Raw genomic sequence first — 22601 nt, 5'->3', positions numbered from 1 at the left:
CCCAAAAAGTGTCAAGGCAGGAAGATGATTTTGTCCGCACTGCCTTGGTTCACCTCCCCATAGCACTGCACCCCATCGGCCAGCGCCACCTCGCGCAGGCCGGTGGGCAGCGGCAACAAGCCCTCGTCGAAAAAACGTCCGAACTGCTCCAGCATCACCGCGCACTGCTCACAGTTGTAGAGCAATGAATTGATCCCCACCACCGAGCCGCCCTTGCGATACAGGGCCAGGGCCGGCAGTTGTACGTGACCGTCCACCGGCGCGGCAATGATCGCGATGCGACCGAACGGCGCCAGGCCTGCCACGGCCGCCGGCAGCCAGAAACCGGTGGTGTCGAAGATCACATCGGCGCCACCCTTGAACACCGCATTCACCTGCGCGCCCAGCGCTTCGGGCTTGCCCAACGCAATCGCGTCGTACCCTTGCGCCTGTAATACCTTGACCTGGTCAACCTTGCGCACCGCCGCCAACACCTGGGCACCCAGGACTCTTCCCAAGGCTAATGCCGCACCGCCCACCGCCCCATTGGCGCCGATCACCAGCAAGCGCGTGCCTTTGTCCACGCCACTGCGCTGCAGCGCATCCCAGGCCGTGGTGTAGGGCACACCCAGGCTGGCGGCCTGGGCAAAACTCAGGTGGGCAGGTTTATGCGCCACGCCTTTGGCCGACACGGTGAGGTATTGGGCGTGGGAACCGTCGGCGAAAAAGCCCAGGTCGCGACCGGTGCCCCAGACCTCCTGCCCCACCAGCGCCTGCGGACCTTGCACCACCACGCCTGCGAAGTCGCGGCCAGGTATGCGCGGCACGGTGGTGTAGGGAAAACGCCCGAGTACGTTCTTCACGTCACTGGGGTTGAGGCCCGCCGCCTTGATCCGTACCAGCACTTCATCGGCGGCCGGTACCGGCGTGGCGACGTCGACGAAGCTCAGGGCGCCGAGGTCGCCAGTGGTGGAAAATTGCAGTGCTTTCATTGCCAGTATCCATCGAAGGGAGAAAAGGAATCAGGACCACCAACCGCTGAGCAACTGCCGCCCCATGGGCCAGATTTTTTCGCCGAGCAGCATGCCCATCAGCCCTACCAGCGCAATGGCGGGCGGTGCGGGCGAGCGGAAGTCCAGGGCGCCGTAGATCACGCCGACAAAAAGGCCAATGCCAAGGGAGATCAGGTAACTCATGGGGGCGACGCCTGTTGGGTTGATGGGCTTAGTGTAGGGAGCCCATCCCGGCAGCATCGGCCAAGGGCTTCAGGATTTCGGCCAACTCACGTACTGGGAAGGCGCCATCCCCAGTTCACGCCGGAACATGTCGCTGAAACTGCTCGGCGAATAGCCCAGGGAACGCGCGACAGCACTAACCGACTGGCCCTGGATCAGCTCGGCCACCGCCGTGGCCAATTGCACCTGGCGGCGCCATTCGGCAAAGCCCATGCCCAGGTGGTACTGGAACAGTCGCGCCAAGGTGCGCACGCTGGCACCGGCCGCTTCGGCATGCTGCTCGAAAGGAATCTCCAGGGACGGCGCCGCCATGACCGCCTGGCACGCGCTGATCAGCCGGCGGTCAGCCTCCACCGGCATGGCGATACGAATCTGCGAGCGCCGCGCCCGTTGCAACTCCAGCAGGGCCAGGCCGACCAAGGCGGCGTAATACCCCGCGTCACCGCTGTCGCCCTGTTCCACCAGCGTGACGATCAACTCACGCAGCAGCCCACCGACTTCAATCACCTGCACCTGGCTGTCCAATGTCGCCGCCAGGGCCGGACGCAAGTAGATGTTGCGCATCTGCAAATCCGACACCACCCGAATGCCGTGCTCCACGCCCGGCGGCAGCCAGACCGCGCGCTGGGGCGGCACCACCAGGGCTTCACGAGGCGTCTCGACCCACATCACGCCGCTCATGGCATAGAGCAATTGGCCCCAGTCGTGGCGATGGGGCTCCACGTACAGGCCACGCGGGTAGGTGCGCGCCAAGGGTTGCACGGGGACGGCGTGATCACTGAGGTCGGGGGGTGCAGCCAGGGCCATGGGGAGCACATCTATCGGGAGTCAGCCGCCATGGTAAAGACCACCGTCCGACAATCCGAGTGAATTTTTACCGCCGAGGGCGATCACTTGCTTACACCACCAGGGTTGAGGGGCCAATGAATAACGCAAAACTGTTTGTGATCGACTACACCCTTCATGGCGAAGCCAAGTCATTCATCATTCGTCTGGAAAGGCTCGATACCTTGGAGGCCTGGCATTGGGCAAGCTGTGACGCCGGCGTGGGCCGTATCGGCCGGTTTGCCCGCGAGCGGGTGAAGAAAACCAGCCAGGAACAGGCCGAGAAATTCGGCATAAAAAACGTGCAATGGCGCCGCTCGGATGTGCGCGCCCAGGCTTGATCAGGGAGAGATAACCATGGATTCAATCAACGGCAAGGCGCGCATTGATTACACGCGCGACACCTTGTTCGGGCCGCTGGCCAGGCATGTCGAGTGCCAGGTCAGCTTGCAGCGCAAACCCGGCTGGCTGGTGCTGAAGGTCTTCCAGCCGCTGCCGGACGATTTGCATGATGCGCAGACCCTGGTGCTGGCCTTCGAAGGTCGACGAACCAGCGGCGTGGTAAAAGACAGCCGGCGCTTGTCTGACCACAGCCTGCGCCTGGAGCTGGAACCCCAGTAAGCGATACGCAGGGAGCGCGCTATTGACGCTCCCTGCGAACGTATTCAGCCTTTAGCCGACTTGGCGCACTCGCACCCCGTCGCCGCCGCACAAGGCTCGCCATGGGCATGGTGCTCGGCACAGCCCTGGCAGCAATAGCCCTTACCGTCCTTCATTACCGCATCGACGCCCAGCACACACTTGCAATGCGGGCAGGCACAGGTTTGATCAGGCATGGCCAGACTCCTTCTTCATGGTCGTCCGGTGCGGCGGTTGCCGGCACCTTAAGCAGTGACTGCCAGGCGTCGGCGATGGTTCAAACCATCAGTCCGTGCGTGTATTGCTGCGGTACATGAACACCAGGGCCAGAGCCAGGCACACCATCGCCAGGATGCGGCTGCTCGACAGTTCGACGGCCGGGTTGCCCAGCCACCCGAAGTTATCGATCAGCATGCCCATGCCCAATTGCCCGGTGATCACGGCCACGGTTGCCACCGCAGTACCGACCACCGGCACGGCCCCGACCATCACCATCATGTACACCACGCCGAACAGGGCGCCGGTCAATTGCCATTTGGGTACGTCGAGCAAGCTCACGGACTGGGCCGGCTCGAAAAAGAAAATCAGCAGAGCGGTGGTCAGCGCGCCCACCGCAAACGTCAGCAGACTGCTGCGCAACACGCCCACCGCCTGGCCGAGGCGACCATTGATTGCAGCCTGCACACTCAGCACCGCACCGGCAGCAATCACCAGCACCAATAACAGAATCAGATTCATCGCCTTACCCTCGTGCAATCAGAACAAGTGCCGCCACAATCAACGCCAGGGCTATCCAGCGCTCGCCATTGACCCGTTTGCGTGCAGTGCCGAACCAGCCGAAATGGTCGATCAGCACGCTCTTGCCCACCTGGCCGGACAAAATCGCGATCATGGTCATGGCAATACCGATGTGCGGCGTGGCCAGGGTCAGCACCACCACATACATCGGCCCCAGGAACCCACCGATCAGTTGCCAGCGCGGCAACTCGGACAACGCCGGGCCCTTTTGCGGGCCGCTGAACAGCAGCAGCAAAAACAGAATCGCCGAGCCGACGCCGAAGATGCTCAAGGTTGCCCAGAGGTGCCCCACTTGCATGCCCAGCGGCCCGAGCAATCCCGCCTCGACCGACAAGCCCATGCCGGCCAGGATCACCAGCGGCAACAACAGCAGCCGTAGAAGGTTTTTCTTGGGCGTGGCTTGCGCCACGGCCTCGATGGAACTTGCTTGCATACATCACCTGCACGTCAACAAAGGATTGGATGACGCGCATTATCCGGTGGCCGTCCTGTGCGATAAATGGGAGCATGCCGACAACACCTTTGCGCAATACGCACAACCTGGAGGCCTGATGCAGGGCTTGAATGAATTGAGTTTCAAGGCACTGCGCCTGTTCGTCGCGGTGCTGGACCACGGCAGCTTTTCCGAAGTAGCTCGCCGCGAAGGCCTGGCGCCCTCTTCCATCTCCCGGCAGATCCAACTGATGGAACAGGCCCTCGGCCAGCAGTTGCTCTACCGCCACACCCGCGCGGTGAGCCCCACCGAGGCCGGGCGCCTGCTGGGGCGACACGCACGCTTGATGCTCGAACAGCTGGAAGCCGCCGGCCAGGCCCTGCAGGAACAGGAAAGCGAACCCAGCGGCCTGGTGCGCATCAACGCGCCGATGGTGTTCGGCCAGCGTCACCTGTCACCGTGGCTGGGAGAGTTATGCCGGCGCTACCCGAAGCTGCAACTGGACATCCAGCAAACCGATACATACGTCGACCCGCTGCAAGACGGCACCGACCTGCTGTTCCGTATCGGCGTGCTCAACGACTCCAGCATGCAGGCGCGCATCTTCGCCCCCCAGCGTTTTCGCCTTGCCGCCAGCCCCGCCTACCTGGCCCGCCAGGGCACGCCCCAGCACCCCGAGGAACTACTCCATCACCAGTGCCTGGCCTACAAGGGCATCACCGGCCAGCAACGCTGGTTCTTCCGCAAAGGCCAGGGCGACTGGACGCCCTACAGCGTCAAGGGCCCGATCACCGGTAACCACGCCGACACCCTCACCCACGCCGCCGAACAAGGCCTGGGCCTGGTGGTGTTTCCGTCCTGGCTGATCGGCGAAGGCCTGCGCGCTGGCACCCTGCAAGCCGTACTGACGGAATACGAAGTGGCGACCACGCTGGAGCCGCAGCAGATCGCGGCGCTATGGCCGGGGAGCCGCAGGCTGTCGCTGAAGGTGCGCACGGTGATCGATTATTTTGTGGAGTGTTTTGGGACGGTGCCGTATTGGGATCGATGAGCGGTTGAGGAATTTTCCGAGTAGTAAAAGTAGTCTCGGTCTGATTTAACGGGCCACTCTATTTTGGACAGGGTGCATTGGGGCAGACTTTGGCGATGTCTTTTTGGAGAGATGCCATGGTTTTCATGTACCCAAAGCCGTCGCGCGCTGAACGTGCGGCGGCAACCAGCGGTCGGCTCGTCTTGGATAGCTCACCCAGTTTTGGCTATATTTGGCCAAAATACGCGGAGCACCTCATGATTACCGTACCCTTGGGCGAAGCAAAGAATAACCTGTCAAAACTGGTGGATGACGCCGCCGCCGGCAAAATTATCACCATTGCCAAGCATGGACGTGCGATGGCACAACTCGTTCCCGTGGGGAAATCCAAAGGTCAGCGAATTGGCGCGATGAAAGGAAAGCTCGTTGTCCCCGAGGACTTTGATGCGCCCCTGCCAGGCGACCTGCTGGATGCGTTTGAGGGCAGCCATCCATGAGAGTGCTGCTGGATACCCATGTTCTGCTCTGGGCACTGACTGACGACCCGAAGCTATCCAGCAAAGCCCGACGACTGATCGAGAATGCCGTAGAGATTTACGTCAGCGCGGCAACCTTCTGGGAAATGGCGATCAAGGTCGGCCTTGGAAAACTCGATGCAGACCTGGACGAAATCCGGGGATATTGCCTTGAAAGCGGTTTCGTCGAACTGCCCATCACCTCGGAACACGCGATTGCCGTAAAGGACCTTGAGCCTCATCACAAAGACCCTTTTGATCGGCTTATCGTAGCGACAGCCATCAGTGAACCGATGAGGCTATTGACCGCCGACACGCAGATTGCCCAGTACACATCCTTGGCAATCCTGGTATAGCCCGCACCCACGGCCTGGAACTCAGAACACCCACTGCCCGATCAACCACGCATTGGCCCCACTGATCAGCGCAAACAGAAACCACGCCAGCACCCGGGTGTGCAGGCGATTGACGAACGGCCCCATCAGCTGCTTGTCGCCGGTCATGCGGATCAACGGGTACAAGGCAAACGGCAGTTGCAGGCTGAGCACCACCTGGCTGAGGATCAGCAGCTTGCCAATGGCCTGGTCGCCCATCAGCCACACCCCGAGAAACGCCGGGATCAGCGCCAGCCCACGGGTGATCAGGCGGCGTTGCCAGCAGGGAATGCGCAGGTTGAGATACCCCTCCATGATCACTTGCCCGGCGATGGTGCCGGTAAAGGTCGAGCTTTGCCCGGACGCCAGCAAGGCGATGCCGAACAGGATGCTGGCGAAGGCGCCGCCCACCAACGGGTCGAGCAAGCGGTAGGCGTCCTGGATCTCCACCACCTCAGTGTGCCCGGTCTTGTAGAAGGCGGAGGCGGCGAGTATCAGGATCGCAGCGTTGACCAGCAGGGCCAGGGCCAGGGAGCCGATGGTGTCGATCCGGGCCAGCTTGATCGCATCCTGTTTGCTGGCGAGGTCTTTGCCGATCAGACGGGTTTGCACGACCGAGCTGTGCAGGTAGAGGTTATGGGGCATCACCGTGGCGCCGAGAATACCGATGGCCAGGTACAACGGCGCGGCATCGCTGATGGCCGACAGTGATGGGGTAAAGCCGCTGAGCACATCCGGCCAATACGGTTTGATCAGCACCAGCTCAATGAAGAAACACACACCGATGGTCGCCACCAGCGCCAGCATGATCGCTTCCAGGCGGCGAAAACCACGGTTCTGCAGAGCCAGCACCAACAGCGTATCGAAGGCGGTGATGACAATGCCGGTGGTCAGGGAAACGCCCAGCAGCAGGTGAAACGCCAGGGCGCAGCCGAGCACTTCGGCGAGGTCGGTGGCGATGATGGAGATTTCCGCCAGCACCCACTGGGTGCGTGCGGAGCGTTTGCTGTAGCGCTCACGGCACAGTTGCGCCAAGTCCTTGCCGGTAGCGATACCCAAGCGCGAGCACAGGCACTGCACCGCCATCCCCGCCAGGCTGGCCAGCAGCACCACGAACAACAGGCTGTAGCCGTAGCGCGATCCGGCTTCGATAGCCGTGGCCCAGTTGCCCGGGTCCATGTAGCCGATAGAGATCAGCAGGCCGGGCCCGGCGAACATCAGGATGCGTTTGAAGAACGACGCCTTGGGGTCAACGACAACGGAGCCGGCCACTTCCGGCGGGCAGAATGGAGCGGTAGCGATTTTCGGCAGGCTGAATTTCACACGGTATCCCAGGCAAACACACTCGACAGAGGCTCAGCTTATCAGTCGGACGCAACCGTGCGCATCACCGTGTCCCGAGGCAGGTCAAACGCCTCCACGACCTGCACCACCAGGTCCATCTCCTGGTTCAAGGCTTCACGCTCCATGCGCTGGCGAATCACCCCGATCACCAGCACGGCCAGGGTGGTGATCGAGTACGCCGGGCCGGAAAACGCCCGTACACCGCTCACCAGCAGCATCGCCGCCGCCAACGCCTGGCCGACCACCGGGATCGCGGAGGCCGCACCACGACGCAGGATAAACCCGGTCAACCCGGCCAGCGCCGTGCCGCTCAACGCCGTAGTGGCTGTTCGGCCGAGATCGAAACGGCTGAACAGACCCTGCTCCTTTTGCGCGGCCGCCTTGAGTTCAGCATCGAATACCTGGCGGTCGGCGTGGCTGAGTTTGTCCTTGTACTGCTCGAGCAGTTTTTCCGCGACCTGGGCTTCGAGGTCAGCCAGTGCCACCGTTTCAACGGGCTCGGCAAACTTGATTCCCAGTCGCTGCGCCACCTCTTCGGCAATCTGGCGATAACTCACGCCGTGGCCGCGGGCCAGGTTCATAAAGCTGTCGCCGCCCATGCGCTGCAACTCGATGGCCAGCTTGAGCGGCTCGCGCACCGTGGCGTCAATCGACGCACTGCGCTTTTGCGCCATCAATTCGGCCAGGAACGCCAGCTCCTCCGGCCGCGCCTGCACCAGGGCCGCCAACAAGTCGGTGTCCTCTTCGGCAAAGCGTACCTCGCTGCTGCGCTGGTCGGCGCGGATCAGGCCGCGCCGCTCATGCAACAGGTCGGTGTACTGCACCACGGTCTGCAACTGCGGCCAATAAGCGGCGTGATCGAAGGTGGCCAGGTGCACATTGGTAACCTTGGCCTTGAGCACCGGCGTCACCGGGATCGCATACCGGCCGATGCACCGCTCGGTGTCCGGCTTCATGGCCAGGGCCCAGTCCTTGCTGGAATGGCAATTGATCACCCGCCCCTTGAGCGGCGCGCACACCTCATCCCAAGGGCTGGACGTACAGATCGCCCCGCCCATCAACAGCAGGTTGTCCAACGGCAGTTCCCGTGCAGTTTCAGGGCTGGCCAGCAGGCTCTTGACCAGAATCCGCGCCCCCAGGGAATGCCCGATCAGGTTGATACGCCGCACCTCCAGCGCCTCGCAATGCAGGTAGCTGGCCAGCTCCGGCAGCAAGCTCCTGGCCACTTCGTCCACCCGCGCCTCGACGCTTTTGTAGTGGTCGAGAAAATAGGCAATCGCCTTGCCCACGCCTACGGTCGCGGCACCGATGCTGCCACCACCCAGCATCGCGGCGATCACCTCCTTGAAGGGCGCAAACAGGTTTTCCAGGAAATGCCCCGCCGGCCAGAACAGCATCAGGTTGGTCGAACCCTCGATACCCGCCAGCTGTTGCTTGAAATTGCCCAGCTGTTGCCGGTTAAAGAACGCCGAGTAACCGTGAACATAGAGATTGAGCACATCGCCCTGAGGCTCGCCGCACAATACGAACGTGGGCTTGCGGGTGCGGTGCATTTCATCCCACTGGTGCTGCATGGGCCGGTGACTCCTGGTGACGAGGGACGGCGATAATAACAAAGGGAGGCCCGTAGAACGGTGAATCCTGACCGGCGTGGCGGTCGCGAAGGATCAGAACTGCGACGCAGCCTTTGTTCTGGCCAGGTAGCGCGCCGGCGAATCCCCCAGGTTGCGCCGGAACACGGAGGTGAATGCACTGGAACTGCTGAACCCCAATTCGAACGCAACATCGGTGATGGTCGCGCCCTGGCTTAGCCGTGCGGTGGCCTCCAACAGGCACACCTGCTGGCGCCAGGACACGAACGTCATCCCCGTGCCCTCGTAGAAATGGCGAGTGAAGGTGCGTCGGCTCATGTTCGACCAATGAGCCATCTCGTCGAGGGTGATTTTTTGCGTGGGTGCATCCAGGAAACGCTGACAGGCTCGTGCCAGCCGTGGCTCGCCAGGCAATGGCGCGCTGAGGGGCAGCTCGAGCATGGCTGCGATTTCATCAATCAACAGCGTCAGCACGCAGTGATGCCTCACGCTGGGTAATGCCGAGGAGTCGATAGCCAGCGCCGCCTCCAGTAAATGCCTGAGCAGGGGCGACACTTCAAACACCTGGCAGCGCTCCTGCAACCGCGCCCGCTTAGCGGCATCGGCGTCCAGATAGGTATTGAGCATCACCACATCCCCGCGCATCTGCATTTCATGGGGCACACCACCCGGCACCCAGATCGCCCGCTGCGGCGGTACCACCCAATTGCCGAGATCGGTGAACATTTTCAGCGCGCCGGTGGAGGCATAGGCGAACTGGCCACGTGAATGGGTGTGCCGCTCAAAGACGGTACCGCTGGGGTATTCGCGCAGCGTTACCACGGCTTCTGGACTGGCGGAATCAAAGGTCGGAATCATGGCCCGATTTTGTCAAAATTTGGCCCTGCATGGCAAGCGGGCCAATCACTCACTCCCTAACATTCACTGTCTTAGAAAAGTGTAATGACCAAGGGAATACTCCATGCTGAAAAAACACCTGGCGTTAGCTGTGCTCGTCACCCTGGTGTGGGGGTTGAATTTCCCTATCACCAAATTGGGCCTGCGCACGGTTGACCCGTTTATTCTCACGGGTATTCGCTTTGCCCTCGCCGCCCTGCCGCTGGTGTTCTTCATCAAGCGGCCCGCCATCAAGTTCAGCTACGTGGCCGCCTACGGCTTTATCTTCGGGCTGGGTATGTGGGGCGTGATCAACTATGGAATCGAAAGGGGTGTGAGCCCCGGCATCGCGTCATTGATCATTCAACTCAGCGTGTTTTTCACCATGGGCTGGGGTTGTGTGTTGTTCAATGAGCGAATCCGAGGTCCGCAGATAGCCGGCGCGGTCCTCGTGTTGGCCGGCCTGCTCGGGATTATCTCGACTCAAACCGGCGACCACGCGCTGTTGGGTGTCCTGCTGATCGTGCTCAGTGCCCTGGCCTGGAGCATCGGCAACGTCATCATCAAGCAATCGGGCGTCAAAGAGATCTTTTCGTTCATGGTGTGGGCCAGCCTGTTTCCACCGATTCCACTGTTCCTCATGGCTTGGTGGATGCACGGTGGCGCGCCATTCGAACACTTAACCGCTAGTCTCGACCTGAGGGCCACCGGGTCCATCCTTTTTCAGGTCTACCTGGCCACACACTTTGCCTATTGGGGCTGGAACTCGTTGCTCAGGCTGTATCCCGTGTCTACGGTGGCGCCGCTGTCATTGCTGATTCCGGTATTCGGAATCGCCGGTTCAATGCTGATCACCGGCGAGCACCTCTCCACTACGAACCTGATCTGCATTGCGGTGATCATCGCGGGCTTGGCAGTGGGATTAGTGCCTGGCTACAGACCGAGCCTGGGAAAAAACCCAAAATAATCTTCGAGCAAAAAGTCGCCGTTCAGCGATCAGTTCTGGTTGGGATGTGCTCAACAACATATTCAACCAGTTGACTCAGGCTTTGCTCGAACGTCTGGTTAGCCGTATCAATGACCAGGTCCGGGTTCAAGGGCGGCTGGTACGGTGCATCTATACCAGTGAAATCGAGAATTTCCCCGGCCCGAGCCTTGCGATACAAGCCCTTGGGGTCACGCAGCTCACACGTTGCCAGGTCTGCTGCGATATAGATTTCGTGGAAAGACGTGTTGCTGGCAGCGGCGCGGGCACGAGCGCGTCCTTCACGATAGGGGGAGATGAATGCCGTGATGCAAATCATGCCTGCATCGGCGAACAGTGCGGCTACCTCACTGACCCGGCGGATGTTCTCTGTTCTATCGTCTTCTGAAAATCCGAGGTTGGCATTAAGCCCTTTGCGAACATTGTCTCCGTCCAGCGTGTAGCACGCATAACCGGACCTCAACAGATGCGCTTCCAAGGCCATCGCCAAACTCGACTTTCCGGACGCAGAAAGGCCCGTAAACCAAAGTACAGCACCTTGTGCCCCCATATAATGGGCGCGCTCAGCCTGGGTCACATGGTGGCTGACAGACGTCAAGTTAGGGGTTTTGAAAGGCGACTTCATAAGTTAGATCCAGCATCTCTCAACGCATGAGTTAGACGGTGCGGAGCATTCTACTCAGCACCGTTCGATTATGGCCAATCGTCTTGGGCACTTCAGACATGAGTATATCAAGAGACGATCACCTCCCAACTTCTGCCAGGTAGGTGGATAAATATTCACGGGGAAAGGCGTACTGTTCCAATCCGCTCAAACCGCAAACAATTGCCTCACGCCATTTTTCAAGAAATACCGTCGAGACCTTGCGCTTATCAACACTAACTCCGGCCGTGTGCAGCAACCGTCGGCTTCGCCGCTTGGAGTTCGGGTCGTTTTCAATGTAATACGATAGGAAACTGCGCTTTATCGAGTTCAAGTGAGGTAGCAGGAACTGCTCGGGTTTCCCCCGTTGATCGGCTGACAGTACTTTCAGCATTCGATTCAGCACTCTCATAGCCTGCAGCTCATGGCCGGTCAGAGAGCGGTTGTGCTGAATGCTCTGCGGAGAGCGAGGCCTCAAGGTAAAGCCTGCGTGCCCCTCAATCATATTGTAGAAACGATCGGGGTCGTCACGTAGTAACTCTACGGGAATAACCAGCACATTTGAGGCACCAAACAGTGAAGCGTACAGACTGCACAACCTTGTGTAATTCAGAAGTTCGAGCAACATCGCATGCCAGCGCTCGGCAAACACGCGAGGATTTTCAGAGGCGCCTTCCTTTACCGCCTGATTGTAATAGCTGTCCAAAAACGACAACGGACTTCTTGTCACAATCAATACTTTCGCGTCGGATAACTCGTGTTTCAGCGCAGCCGCTACCAGGCCTTGGTAGGTTTGAATTTCATCTGTCGTTACCGGCCTCGGCGCCCAACCGCAGAGTTCTTCACTGCTCACAAAAACAGGGGTGTCGGCCAGTGGAACATGTGGCGCTATCGTCGATTCCCCCGGCCCGCTCAGATAAGCGCCCAGCGAAGCACCCTGAACTATATTTTGTGCGTAGTTGTGCCACTGCAACACCTGCACGTCGCCCCGTTGCTGTGCCGCGGCCTGTATGTAGGTCGACGCTGACTTGGGCAGGCCAATATGAATAAGCTTCATTAAATATCCTGTTGGAGGTCCCCCGAAAACAATCGGCGCCACCCCATGAGTAAATTCAACGCCCTGCAGTTGCGGCAGGCTTTCGCGATCAGCCTAGGTCAGTTTCGTCGCCTGAACCTTGGCCACCCCATCCTTGGGGGCGATCAACTTTCCTTTCAGCCAGACACGTAGATTGACGTGCTTATCTTCCAGCAACCACGCGAGCAAGGTTGCGAACAGTATGCATATAAACACCGACAGCCAGGCATTAGGTACGCGCGATGAATCTATATATTGCCCCACCAGGACGCGAATAGGTTCATGTGTCAGGTACAGCGCATAGGACACAAAAGCGCCCTTCGCAGCCACCCACTTGAGCGGCGAGGGAATATGAAGATCTTTGCATGCCAGTATCACCAGCATCAGTCCTGCACCTGAAAAGATCAACAGTTGCAAGTCATACATATTTACTTGACTGGCAAGCGAGAGTTTCTGGAATCGCCAGAGGATCCCGGCCACAACAGCCATCAGGGGAATAACAACCTGCCGCCAACCGATCTGGGGCGCATAAACAAATATAGTCGCGCAGGCAGCCCCCACAAACCACTCCCATGCCACCGACTCCCACACGGTGAAATACCCAACCACGAACGTCGCAGGACCTGCCAGCAGCATTGCAAACGCTTTCTCAATTTTTCCCATCGATCGCCAAAAAAAGGCAATGCCGAAAAAGACGTAAAGCCACCACTCAATGGCGATTGTCCAAAGAACACTGTTGCCCCCATAAATCCTTATAGGCGGCACGCCCTCTATCATCCTGGCAAAAGGCGTGTGCTGAAGCTGAAAAAGATGCCCGACAGAATCCCAGGCCGTTGGCGGCGCCCGACCCAATAAAACAATACAAACCAGAAAGGTGATTATCAGCCCCGGAACATATAAAACATATATCCGGCTAAAGCGGTCAATCATGTATTCGCCAAAGCTGTACTTGGCTTTACTCAGGCATTGATAGGCAATAAGAAAGCCTGAAAGCCAGAAAAACACAACAACCGCCAGGCTTTGAAATGGCATTACATTGCCGAACCAACTGTCAGGTACCACCACTGAAAAGGTATGCCCCACCAGCACCACAAACGCTGCCAGCGCGCGTATTGCGTCGAGCATGGTCGACTGGCCGATGGATAATCTATTAGTCACGAATATATCCCTTATTCATTATTCTTCGAAAAAAACATCTATATTCAACGGAGTTGACATGCAGAGATAAACGCGTCTCCGCCATATAATCGTGCAACCATCAGCGGATGGCACTGACGCACAAAGAACACCACACCGCGCAAAAAACAAAAAACCGTCATTCAAACGAGAATGACGGTTTGTTCAAGATTGGCCGTTTCAGGCGGGCGTCCGCTCATGTCGATGCCCGCTCCAGCAGACGTACCGCGATGTCCCAATCCTCTGGCGTATCAATATCCAGCGACTCGCGACTGTCCGTCATGACTAACGGCACCGTACCGGGGCCTACAAAACGCTTCTGCTCACGAAGCACGTCTGGCGCCAGCAGGTAAATCGAACCGTCCAGCGTGTAGGCCGGTTCCAGATCCTGAGACCGCCTCGACAGGCTCTCCCAGCCGAGGAATGGCGTCATCGTGTCCCCATCCAGCCTGAAACACCAAGCAGGATGGGAACTGGCAGCAGTCACACTGACCACGGAGCGGGAAACGTCTTGCTGGAACTGCACTACCGCGCGCCGAATGGATTCTGCCGAACGAAAGGGCGACGTCGGCTGAAGCAACATGACAGCCTCTACCGCGCCATGAACCGCTTCATACTCATCCAGCACCTGCACCACCACATCAAAACTGCCAGCAGTATCAGTGGCCAGATGCGCGGGCCTCATACTGAGAACATTGCCACCAAAGGCGCGGGCAACGTCTGCAATAGCCAGGTCGTCCGTGGAAATCACCACATCGGTAACAACGCCACTTTGCAGCGCAGCTTCAATTGTCCATGCAATCAACGGCCGCCCACCCAGAACCTTGATGTTCTTTCCGGGCAGCCGCTTGGATCCGCCCCTTGCGGGTACGATTGCAAGGATTTTCATTTCAGCGCCACAAAGTCGCTCAACATCGACAATCCGACCTTGCCACTTTTTTCAGGATGGAATTGAGCGCCCCACACATTGTCGCGCCCGATGACAGCCGCCACCGCAGTATCGCCGTACAAGCAATCCGCAACGCGATGAGCACCATCGTCAGGCACAGCCATGTAAGAGTGCACAAAATAGACCGCGCTGTTATGCGGTTCTATCGAGGCCAGCAATGTCCCGTCCCAGGATTCGCGCCCTGCGGCACACACCAGGTTGGACCAACCGATATGCGGGATTTTCAGACGAGCACCGCTGCTATCAACGGCAGGTATGGGTTCTACCGTACCCGGGATCAACCCCAACCCGTTGATAAGGCCAAACTCGTGACTGCAATCGAGCAACAACTGCATGCCCAGGCAAATACCGAAAAGTGGCGCACCTGATGACGCGTACTCTTTGATTGCCTGATCCATTCCGTTTGCCGACAACATCGTCATTGCATTGGAAAATGCGCCCACACCCGGCAATAGAACCTTGGTGGCGTCTTTCAACGCATCGGGATCGGAAACCAGGTTTACCGTCGCACCACAGTGTTCGAGCGCCCGGCGGACGCTGAACAGGTTACCTACGCCATAATCGATAACAGTAACTACATTACTCATAGGTTCGAACCCGGATCCCGCCAGCAGATGCTTCTGTTCGGATGTCAGCCAACGATGCTCGCTTAAAGTGAAGAATGTCAGCCATGGCGACCGCATCCGCGCCCTTCCTGACCACCTCGACCGCATCCTGGGCTTTACCCATGCCGCCGCTGGCTATAACAGGAATATTGACTGACTCGCTCACCGCTTGAACAAGCGCCAGATCGAAACCTTTGCGAGTTCCTTCGCGGTCGACTGAAGTCAGCAAAATTTCTCCGGCCCCCAGCGCTGCGGCCTGTTTTGCCCAGTCAACGACGTCAATGCCCGTGCTTTCACGGCCATTGTCGGTGAAAACCTCCCAACGTTCCGGCGAGACGCTTTTTGCCTCAATAGACAAAACCATGCATTGGCTGCCAAAACGTCGAGCGATCTCGGTGATCAACTGCGGGTTGCTTACGGCAGCGGTATTGACCGCCACCTTATCAGCGCCACATCTCAACAGATGAGCAACATCGTCGGCCGATCGCACACCTCCGCCGACGGTCAGGGGAATGAAGACATTCTCTGCCGCCTGCTTGATCAGCTCGCTCAGGCTGTTGCGCCCGTACAGACTCGCGACGCAATCCATATAGATCAATTCATCAATGCCCTGCTCGTAGTAACGCAGGGCATGTTCGTTAGGGGAGCCGACAACGCGGAGCCCCTCAAGATGAATGCCTTTAATGAGATTGGCACCTTTCACATCAAGGCGGGCAATCAGTCGCGTGTTGCTCATTCAGCGTTAACCTGAGGATTCCAGGGCGTGTAACGCAGCTTCCACTCGCCATCCACCACATGCCAAAGGTGCGGGGAGCGGAAACGATCGCACGTTTCCAGGAACTCTTCACGGGTCATGCTGATGTAGTCGAGGAATTCCTTTTCGTAGCGCGATGGATATTCACCCTCATAACGCTGCATCAACGCAATTGCTTCGTCCTTGTCGATGTGGTGGTTACGAATTTCCTGAGCGGAGTCCATCATCGAGCGGCCTACGCCGAACTTGATCCAACGGGTGAAGTAGAAGAAACCGTCGACCTTGTCATCGAGGCTGTTGTACTTGGAGTACGTCCCCTCAGTGCGAACAGGGTTGGCTTCGAAGCCGGTATTCTCTACGGCGTAGTAGTAGGCTTCCTGCGGTACCCATTTCTTGTAGTAACCCAGGTATTTGAAATCGATACCCTTGCGCTCAAGCACTTCGGCGGGCATTGGCAGGTAGCTTTTCAAGTCAACCAGAGGAACGCCTTCATCCAGGTATTCGCCGATTTTCTTGCCGCCCAGATAAACGTCGCGTACGTCTTTGCCACCGAAATAATCCAGCGAAAAACCCTCGCTTTCCGCTACTTCGTTGGCTGCCGCGTAGCTGGAGGTTTTATGGGAAATCTTTTCGCCATATTCGCCGGGCATTTCTCCGTAGAAGATCAACGGAATATTCAGTTGTGCTGCCATTTTGGCAACGAACGTCTTCTGCCCCAGGATGAATGGCTGGAACGGGTGCAGCAGGTTGATTGTTGCATTGCGGGTCAGCAGGCGGTGAATCTTGCCATTGGGGGTATACAGATAGTTATCGAAGCCACCCACATGCAGCCACTGCTGGAAGTTTTTCCAACCGATATCGGTATACAGATGCGGCGACCAGGTCACGGTCAGAGGGTTCATGCCGTATTTGTATTTCAGCAGGTGAGACTGCATCGCGCTGTCCTTACCACCGCTACCACCGACGATGCAGTCATAGGTGCCGTCGGTCTTGCGATGTTGATTGCACAACTCGACGAGTTCACGCTCGCGCTCATCCCAATCGATTTCGCCGTCTTCCTTGAGAATGTTGAAACGGCAAGCGTGACATACACCCTCCTCGTCGAAACTCAAGGTTGTCTTGGTCGAGCCATTGCTGTGCGCGTATTCATTACTCGACATCGGCTGCTGGTTCGACATGTTGCATTTTTTGCAGAACTTAACGTCGCGCGGCAACCCGTAATAAACTTCCAGTTCACTTTTTGGCTTGCTGAACCTTGAAAGATCTATAGATGAACCCGGGGCAATTTTCAAAACCAATCTCCAATCACGAAATTATTTATTGAACAGTGTACTTGTACGTGCCAACAGCGGATCGTTGGGCCTGCATCGCTACCGCCCCGCGTGCTGCACGCGCTCGAACAACATTGGTATATCGCTCTGCCCCCCAATAGACGAATTCATCGAGTACCTCGGGGCCCACACGTAGATACCAGCGCTTACGTGTATTCGGTTTATCAGCCGCTCATTGAGGCCGACATTCCTTGTCGCTTCAGTCGGATAACGTTTTTTCCTTCAGTACTGCCTGACATCATCTGAAAACTGAGTTCTATTGACGCGCTCAGACGCACAAGCCTTGCGCAGTCCCATTTCATGGATTGCGACCAAGGGCCTGACAGGCGCATTTTTTAAGGGGCATCGTTCAACTGAGCTCATGATCTTTTGGACTGAACTTTAAATTTCGACTCACGGATCCGCATTGGAGAGCTCACCACCAAATGCCCCGCCTGCAGGTCCCTGACCAACGTACTTCCCGCTGCCACTATGGCACTCTCGCCAATGCTGAGGCCTTGTAGCGTAGTTGAACCTGCACCCACAAATGCGCGAGTCGCCACTTTTACTCCACCGCATAGAACTGCCGCGGGAGCAATGTGTACATGGCTTGCGATTATACAGTCGTGATCGATTCTGGCCCCGGTATTTATTATCGTGTTGGCGCCTATGACGGAGTCGGGCTGAATCACTGCCCCCGCCATGACTTGGGCACCCGCCTCCAGCACCACAGTGGAGTCGATCCAAGCTGCCGAATGCACAAGCGGCGCAAAGGTAAAGCCCTTGGCCGTCAATTCCAGAAATACCTGCATCCTGCGATCGCTGCCGATGACCTGTCCCAGGCCATTGACCAATGACACTTGGGTTGGATCCAGCCCATCAAGTGCCTCATCCCCCCCCAGCACCCTTACGCCACGCCAGCATTCGATACCGCTCTGCGCCAGGCCAGGATCGCAGACCCCCTTCACTACCGCCCCCATCGACTGAAGCAGCGCCAATAACACTTTCGCATGCCCCCCAGCGCCGAGAATGACAAATGGCAGCAGGGAAACGTCGCGACCTGACCCAGTCATTCGATGATCTCGCCGGCACGATAGTTACGAGAAGCTATCGCTCCAACGCGCTGCCACAACTGCGTCGCAGGCAAGCCGCTGCCCGAGCGCGCGGTGGTGAGGTCGGCGCGGGCGAACGGCTGCCCCGACGTGATTTCGCGGGCTGCCACTACCTGCTGACGAGCAGCCTTGCGAGTGTCCCACTCACTGGGTTGTGGGGATTTTCCCGGTTTTCCAAGAGCCAATTCCAGCGCTCTTATCTGCCTCACCATGTCAGCCAATTCCGACGGTTCCAACGAGGCCTTGTGATCGGGGCCAGGCATGGAGCGATCCAACGTAAAATGTTTTTCGATCACGGTCGCGCCACGGGCAACCGCGGCAACAGGCACCAATAATCCTTCCGTATGGTCCGAGTACCCTACTTCAAGTCCGAATGCTTCTTTCAACGTATCCATGGCCCGAAGGTTTACTTCCGCCATCGGCGTAGGGTATTGCGACGTACAGTGCAACAAGGTGACATGACCAGCCAAACGGCCTCTTGCCTCATCATCACTCCAGCACCGCCAAACCTCGTCCATATGTGCCGGTTCGGCGTCATTGCACAGTGCGTGCGCAACAATAGCCAGACCTTGCTCGACCTCACTCAGCGTGGCCATGCCCGTCGACAGGATGAGCGCCTTCCCGGTCTTGGCAAACTGCCAAAGCAGCGGCCCATTGGTCAATTCCCCAGAAGGAACCTTGAAGAACGGAATACCCAGCGAACAGAGAAAGTCCAGGCTATCGCTATCAAAAGCCGTGCTAATAAATTCAATGCCACGGGCTTTGGCATGGCGTTGCAAATCGGCGTGCCAGGCACGAGGCAGCTCAAGCTTCTGCAGCATCGCTAACTGACTTTCAGCCGCGTCGGTAGTTTCCTGCTGATACAAGGCCTTGGGCGCGCTTGCGGAAGCCAATTTACGGGCATCAAAAGTCTGGAACTTTACCGCATCCGCTCCGGCGCTCGCGGCCATGTCGACCAGTTCGAACGCCAACTCGCGCTCACCATTATGGTTTACACCGGCCTCAGCAATAACGTACACCGCATCTTTTTTGGGTAGTTTCATACGTCAACTCAAATCATGAAATGTTTTGTGACTCGATAGGTCACAAGTTTCAAGAACGGCCACGATAGCCTCGGCGACTTCGCCCTGCCCGTACGGGTTGGTTGTGTCCCTGCAAGATTGGGCAAATGGCGCACTCAGTGCCAACGCAAGCGCCGCGACGATGGCGTCTTTATCCGGCGGGCAGGCTAATACAGAGTCCGCACAAAGCCGGCCAGCCTGACGCATACCAATATTGACGGTTGGCACGCCAAGAGACGGCACTTCGATGATCCCACTGGAAGAGTTGCCGACAACCGCTGAGGAGCGTGCTACGACACTGAGATAACGCCGAAAACCCAACGAAGGGATCGCCAATACCCGATCAGCGTGACGGGCAGCAAAATCCTCAAGCAGCGGAATAATAGCGCGACCACCATTGTCGGCGTTCGGGTAGGTCAGAATGACACGATAATCCGCGAACTCCTCCAAGGCCAGCAACAGGGCGCTGAAGCTCTGCACCGGGTCCTCGGCCAGTGCCGTGACCGGGTGGTAAGTGACCAGGATGAGCGGTGCATCCACGGCAAACTGCAGGCTCTCGCTCAACTCCTGTGCCGACATAAGCGGCGTGCGCCTGATGTGATCAAGCCCCACCGCTCCGACATTGAAGACCCGCTCGGGGCTTTCACCCATCTGAATGACACGCTGCCGATAGGGCTCGGCCGCCACGAAATGCAGATAAGCCATTTTCGTGATTGCATGGCGAATGGCGTCATCGTAGGCACCTTCCGTCAGCTCCCCACCATGCAAATGAACCACAGGAATGCGCATGACCAACGCAGCCTGAACAATGCTCAGCGCCTCGAATCGATCCCCCAGCACCACCAGCATCTGCGGACGCAACCGATCCAGAGCATCAGCGAATCCCAGCGTCCCCAACCCCATGGACTTGGCTACGCCGACGTCGGTATTGGAAGACAGCAGCATCTCGACCTTGGCGTCGATGGCAAAACCATCGAGCTCGATTTGTCGCCAAGTCTCTCCAAACTCAGGAGAAAGGTGCATGCAACTGACGATGGTTTGCAGCTCAAGCAGCTCGCTGGCCTGAATGCCTTTCATCAGCCAATACAGCAAGCCGTACTCAGCCCGAGTACCGGTAAAGACGGCGACGCGACGTTTCATGAGCGTCCCGCAGGCGGCACGCTGCTTGGCAGGTTGACGATACGCGCCTCCAACCAATGCGAGTTACTGAGATCACCCTTCAAGCAATGCTCGTAAGCCGGCAAATGGTTCATCAATTTCCAGATGGGGCGAGTCATGACTCCACTGTCGTTGGTCGCTTTCAGGAGTTCGTCACGCTGCGTCTTGTCATTGCAAATGACTGCGTTCAACCAGTAGTTGGATTTGCCATGCGCCGGCTCGGTAAAAAACTGCAAGTCGGTTTGTGCCAACTCATGCTTGTAATTCATCGCAAGCTGTCGCTTGGATACCAGGAACGAATCCAACTGTTCCAGCTGCGCACAACCCAGGGCCGCATTGAGGTTCGGCAACCGGTAGTTATACCCCACTTCGTCATGTACATATTCGTAGGCATGAGGCTGTTTGGCAGTAGTCGTCAGATGCTTGGCTTTAACGCCCAGTACCTCGTTGGTCAGCAGCATGCCGCCACCGCCAGTGGTAATGATCTTGTTGCCATTGAAACTGAGGGTGCCAATCAGCCCGAAGGTGCCGGTATGACGCTCTTTGTAAGTACTGCCTAGAGACTCGGCAGCATCTTCCACCAACGCCAGCCCCCAGCGAGTACAGACCTCCATGAGCGCATCAAGCGCTACGGGATGGCCAAATGTATGCATTGGCAGGCAGACCCTGACCACACGGTCGTCACTTCGCAAGCGGCAAAGGCCATCGGCGTCGATAAACGCTTCGGACTCAAGCCATGCATCCAGGGCTGACGGCGAAAGGCCCAAGGTCTCGCGATCGACATCGACGAAAACCGGTTGAGCGCCACAGTAGGCAATGGCATTGCATGTAGCGACAAAAGTCAGGGACTGAGTAATGACCAGGTCACCCGGTTTCACTCCCGCCAACAAAAGCGCTACGTGCAACGCAGCAGTACCGTTTACGGTAGCGACTGCGCGTTCACTGCCCGTGTAAACCTGCATGTCCCGCTCGAAACGATCTACAAAGGCACCCACACTGGAGACGAAGGTTGATTCGATCGTATCTGCTACATACTTTTTCTCGTTACCGGAGAACACGGGGGCATGCAACGGAATGAACTCATTTGTTCCATATTGATCGCGTACAAACCGAACCAGGGCATCAAACATTTCGAGCCTCAAACGTTATAAATATTGGCTTTATATTTGCTGAGATTTTGAGGCTGGGAGAACCACTCAACCGTTTTTTCCAAGCCTTGGCGAATCGAATACTCAGGTTCGAAACCGGTAAGACCGTGGATCTTTGAGTTATCACACCACAAGCGGAAAACTTCTGACTTCTCGGGACGCAGACGCTGATCGTCTGTCAGAAACTCAACATCGCTATTCATCAACTCGCGAATAAGATTGAGCGTATCACCTACCGAAATTTCAAAATTCGAACCGATGTTTACTGTTTCACCGATGGCTTGCTCGCAGCGGGCCAACTCTAGGAAGCCACGGCAGGTATCGGCGACATAGTTGAAGTCGCGAGTCGGGGTTACATCACCCAACTTGATCTGTTTCTGCCCGGCGGCGATCTGGCTGATAATCGTCGGGATAACTGCGCGAGCAGACTGGCGAGGGCCATAGGTGTTAAACGGCCGGGCAATCGTCAATGGCAGATCAAATGCGTTGAAAAAACTCATCGCCATTGCATCAGCGCCAATTTTTGAAGCGCTGTACGGTGATTGTGCCTGAAGCGGGTGCTTCTCATCGATAGGCACATACTGGGCAGTGCCGTACACCTCACTGGTGGATGTATGGATAATGCGCTTTACGCCGTTTTCCAAGGCGGCCTGACAAATATTCAAAGTGCCTTTGACATTGGTGTCCACATAACTGTCTGGCGCGACATACGAATAAGGAATGGCAATCAGCGCTGCCAAGTGAAAAACGATATCGACGCCTTTAGTGATGTGCTTGCAATAGTGCGGGTCACGCACATCGCCATTGAGCACCTCGATTCGCGACAGGCAATCGACGTCCTCAAGCCATCCCCAATAGTTGAAGGAGTTATACTGAGACAGCGCCTTGACACTATAACCTTCACGCACGAGCAGCTCGGTCAAATGCGAGCCAATGAACCCATCCGCACCGGTCACTAAAACTGTAGTCATCGTTCAACCCTTAA

At 57.6% G+C, this 22601-nt stretch carries 27 protein-coding genes; 6 read left to right on the top strand and 21 right to left on the bottom strand.

The window, feature by feature from the left end:
* Positions 1 to 11: 11 nt before the first annotated feature.
* From J3D60_RS02410 to J3D60_RS02400, 3 genes are all read right to left on the bottom strand, one after another.
* Positions 12 to 971, bottom strand: coding sequence for a zinc-binding alcohol dehydrogenase family protein (locus J3D60_RS02410; RefSeq protein ID WP_253489395.1), 960 nt, complete (start codon positions 969 to 971; stop codon positions 12 to 14).
* 30 nt (positions 972 to 1001) lie between these two features.
* Positions 1002 to 1175 (bottom strand): DUF1427 family protein, encoded by a 174-nt coding sequence (locus tag J3D60_RS02405; RefSeq protein ID WP_253489392.1) that lies wholly within the window; start codon positions 1173 to 1175, stop codon positions 1002 to 1004.
* Positions 1176 to 1244: 69 nt separating this feature from the next.
* The gene (locus J3D60_RS02400; RefSeq protein ID WP_065939784.1) at positions 1245 to 2021 is read right to left on the bottom strand and encodes a helix-turn-helix domain-containing protein; all 777 of its coding nucleotides are present in this window, start codon (positions 2019 to 2021) and stop codon (positions 1245 to 1247) included.
* A 116-nt stretch (positions 2022 to 2137) separates the two neighbouring features.
* Here J3D60_RS02400 and J3D60_RS02395 point away from each other — a divergent pair, with 116 nt between their 5' ends.
* Both J3D60_RS02395 and J3D60_RS02390 read left to right on the top strand, forming a co-directional pair.
* Positions 2138 to 2380 carry a DUF6555 family protein gene (locus J3D60_RS02395; RefSeq protein WP_141157456.1) on the top strand — a complete coding sequence of 81 codons (243 nt, stop codon included), beginning with the start codon at positions 2138 to 2140 and terminating at the stop codon, positions 2378 to 2380.
* Positions 2381 to 2396: 16 nt separating this feature from the next.
* Complete coding sequence (locus J3D60_RS02390) at positions 2397 to 2660, top strand: hypothetical protein (protein WP_065939786.1); 264 nt, start codon at positions 2397 to 2399, stop codon at positions 2658 to 2660.
* Positions 2661 to 2704: 44 nt separating this feature from the next.
* Here the strand turns inward: J3D60_RS02390 and J3D60_RS02385 are convergent, their stop codons facing one another.
* From J3D60_RS02385 to J3D60_RS02375, 3 genes are all read right to left on the bottom strand, one after another.
* The gene (locus tag J3D60_RS02385) at positions 2705 to 2875 is read right to left on the bottom strand and encodes a metallothionein (RefSeq protein ID WP_074846300.1); all 171 of its coding nucleotides are present in this window, start codon (positions 2873 to 2875) and stop codon (positions 2705 to 2707) included.
* A gap of 88 nt (positions 2876 to 2963) precedes the next feature.
* A complete protein-coding gene (locus tag J3D60_RS02380; protein WP_027607512.1) occupies positions 2964 to 3416 on the bottom strand; it encodes a DMT family transporter in 453 nt (150 codons plus the stop codon).
* Between the two features lie 4 nt (positions 3417 to 3420).
* Positions 3421 to 3909: a DMT family transporter gene (locus J3D60_RS02375; protein WP_253489389.1), complete on the bottom strand. Its 489-nt coding sequence runs from the start codon at positions 3907 to 3909 to the stop codon at positions 3421 to 3423.
* A gap of 118 nt (positions 3910 to 4027) precedes the next feature.
* Between J3D60_RS02375 and J3D60_RS02370 the strand changes: the two genes are divergently transcribed.
* The 3 genes from J3D60_RS02370 to J3D60_RS02360 all read left to right on the top strand — a co-directional run bounded on the left by J3D60_RS02370 (position 4028) and on the right by J3D60_RS02360 (position 5810).
* Complete coding sequence (locus J3D60_RS02370; RefSeq protein ID WP_065939868.1) at positions 4028 to 4960, top strand: LysR family transcriptional regulator; 933 nt, start codon at positions 4028 to 4030, stop codon at positions 4958 to 4960.
* Between the two features lie 116 nt (positions 4961 to 5076).
* Positions 5077 to 5436 (top strand): type II toxin-antitoxin system Phd/YefM family antitoxin, encoded by a 360-nt coding sequence (locus tag J3D60_RS02365; protein WP_174557002.1) that lies wholly within the window; start codon positions 5077 to 5079, stop codon positions 5434 to 5436.
* The gene (locus J3D60_RS02360) at positions 5433 to 5810 is read left to right on the top strand and encodes a type II toxin-antitoxin system VapC family toxin (protein WP_065939788.1); all 378 of its coding nucleotides are present in this window, start codon (positions 5433 to 5435) and stop codon (positions 5808 to 5810) included. The genes J3D60_RS02365 and J3D60_RS02360 overlap by 4 nt, the downstream gene beginning before the upstream one ends.
* 21 nt (positions 5811 to 5831) lie before the next feature.
* Here the strand turns inward: J3D60_RS02360 and J3D60_RS02355 are convergent, their stop codons facing one another.
* The 3 genes from J3D60_RS02355 to J3D60_RS02345 form a co-directional block, all read right to left on the bottom strand.
* The gene (locus tag J3D60_RS02355; RefSeq protein ID WP_141157455.1) at positions 5832 to 7151 is read right to left on the bottom strand and encodes an Nramp family divalent metal transporter; all 1320 of its coding nucleotides are present in this window, start codon (positions 7149 to 7151) and stop codon (positions 5832 to 5834) included.
* A gap of 41 nt (positions 7152 to 7192) precedes the next feature.
* Positions 7193 to 8746, bottom strand: coding sequence for a DUF726 domain-containing protein (locus tag J3D60_RS02350; RefSeq protein ID WP_253489385.1), 1554 nt, complete (start codon positions 8744 to 8746; stop codon positions 7193 to 7195).
* Positions 8747 to 8839: 93 nt separating this feature from the next.
* Positions 8840 to 9622, bottom strand: a complete 783-nt coding sequence (locus J3D60_RS02345; RefSeq protein ID WP_253489382.1) for a helix-turn-helix domain-containing protein — start codon at positions 9620 to 9622, stop codon at positions 8840 to 8842.
* Positions 9623 to 9725: 103 nt separating this feature from the next.
* Here J3D60_RS02345 and J3D60_RS02340 point away from each other — a divergent pair, with 103 nt between their 5' ends.
* Positions 9726 to 10607, top strand: a complete 882-nt coding sequence (locus J3D60_RS02340; RefSeq protein ID WP_253489379.1) for an EamA family transporter — start codon at positions 9726 to 9728, stop codon at positions 10605 to 10607.
* Positions 10608 to 10629: 22 nt separating this feature from the next.
* On the opposite strand, the gene cysC is transcribed toward J3D60_RS02340, so the two are convergent.
* The 12 genes from cysC to J3D60_RS02280 all read right to left on the bottom strand — a co-directional run bounded on the left by cysC (position 10630) and on the right by J3D60_RS02280 (position 22587).
* Complete coding sequence (cysC, locus tag J3D60_RS02335; RefSeq protein WP_253489376.1) at positions 10630 to 11250, bottom strand: adenylyl-sulfate kinase; 621 nt, start codon at positions 11248 to 11250, stop codon at positions 10630 to 10632.
* Positions 11251 to 11368: 118 nt separating this feature from the next.
* On the bottom strand, positions 11369 to 12325 hold the full coding sequence (locus J3D60_RS02330) for a hypothetical protein (protein WP_065939794.1): 957 nt from the start codon (positions 12323 to 12325) through the stop codon (positions 11369 to 11371).
* 93 nt (positions 12326 to 12418) lie between these two features.
* A complete protein-coding gene (locus tag J3D60_RS02325; RefSeq protein WP_065939795.1) occupies positions 12419 to 13501 on the bottom strand; it encodes an acyltransferase in 1083 nt (360 codons plus the stop codon).
* A 214-nt stretch (positions 13502 to 13715) separates the two neighbouring features.
* Entirely contained in the window at positions 13716 to 14408 is a 693-nt protein-coding gene (locus J3D60_RS02320) for an acylneuraminate cytidylyltransferase family protein (RefSeq protein ID WP_065939796.1), read from the bottom strand.
* Complete coding sequence (gene hisH, locus J3D60_RS02315) at positions 14405 to 15055, bottom strand: imidazole glycerol phosphate synthase subunit HisH (protein ID WP_065939797.1); 651 nt, start codon at positions 15053 to 15055, stop codon at positions 14405 to 14407. The genes J3D60_RS02320 and hisH overlap by 4 nt, the downstream gene beginning before the upstream one ends.
* The gene (gene hisF, locus J3D60_RS02310; protein ID WP_065939798.1) at positions 15048 to 15809 is read right to left on the bottom strand and encodes an imidazole glycerol phosphate synthase subunit HisF; all 762 of its coding nucleotides are present in this window, start codon (positions 15807 to 15809) and stop codon (positions 15048 to 15050) included. The genes hisH and hisF overlap by 8 nt, the downstream gene beginning before the upstream one ends.
* A complete protein-coding gene (locus J3D60_RS02305) occupies positions 15806 to 17119 on the bottom strand; it encodes an N-acetyl sugar amidotransferase (RefSeq protein WP_065939799.1) in 1314 nt (437 codons plus the stop codon). Before J3D60_RS02305 ends, hisF begins: the two co-directional genes overlap by 4 nt.
* A gap of 398 nt (positions 17120 to 17517) precedes the next feature.
* A complete protein-coding gene (locus J3D60_RS02300) occupies positions 17518 to 18210 on the bottom strand; it encodes an acetyltransferase (protein WP_065939800.1) in 693 nt (230 codons plus the stop codon).
* Entirely contained in the window at positions 18207 to 19292 is a 1086-nt protein-coding gene (neuB, locus tag J3D60_RS02295; protein ID WP_065939801.1) for an N-acetylneuraminate synthase, read from the bottom strand. The genes J3D60_RS02300 and neuB overlap by 4 nt, the downstream gene beginning before the upstream one ends.
* Before the next feature lie 3 nt (positions 19293 to 19295).
* A complete protein-coding gene (neuC, locus tag J3D60_RS02290; RefSeq protein WP_065939802.1) occupies positions 19296 to 20450 on the bottom strand; it encodes a UDP-N-acetylglucosamine 2-epimerase in 1155 nt (384 codons plus the stop codon).
* The gene (locus J3D60_RS02285) at positions 20447 to 21598 is read right to left on the bottom strand and encodes a LegC family aminotransferase (RefSeq protein ID WP_065939803.1); all 1152 of its coding nucleotides are present in this window, start codon (positions 21596 to 21598) and stop codon (positions 20447 to 20449) included. Before J3D60_RS02285 ends, neuC begins: the two co-directional genes overlap by 4 nt.
* 8 nt (positions 21599 to 21606) lie before the next feature.
* Entirely contained in the window at positions 21607 to 22587 is a 981-nt protein-coding gene (locus J3D60_RS02280; protein WP_253489338.1) for an NAD-dependent 4,6-dehydratase LegB, read from the bottom strand.
* Positions 22588 to 22601: the final 14 nt, after the last annotated feature.

The organism is Pseudomonas sp. S3E17, assembly GCF_024168685.1.
In the GTDB taxonomy this organism is placed as follows: Bacteria; Pseudomonadota; Gammaproteobacteria; order Pseudomonadales; family Pseudomonadaceae; genus Aquipseudomonas; species Aquipseudomonas marginalis.
The sequence above is the reverse complement of the archived record's forward strand: the minus strand, read 5'-3'. Positions and strand labels throughout refer to the sequence as shown.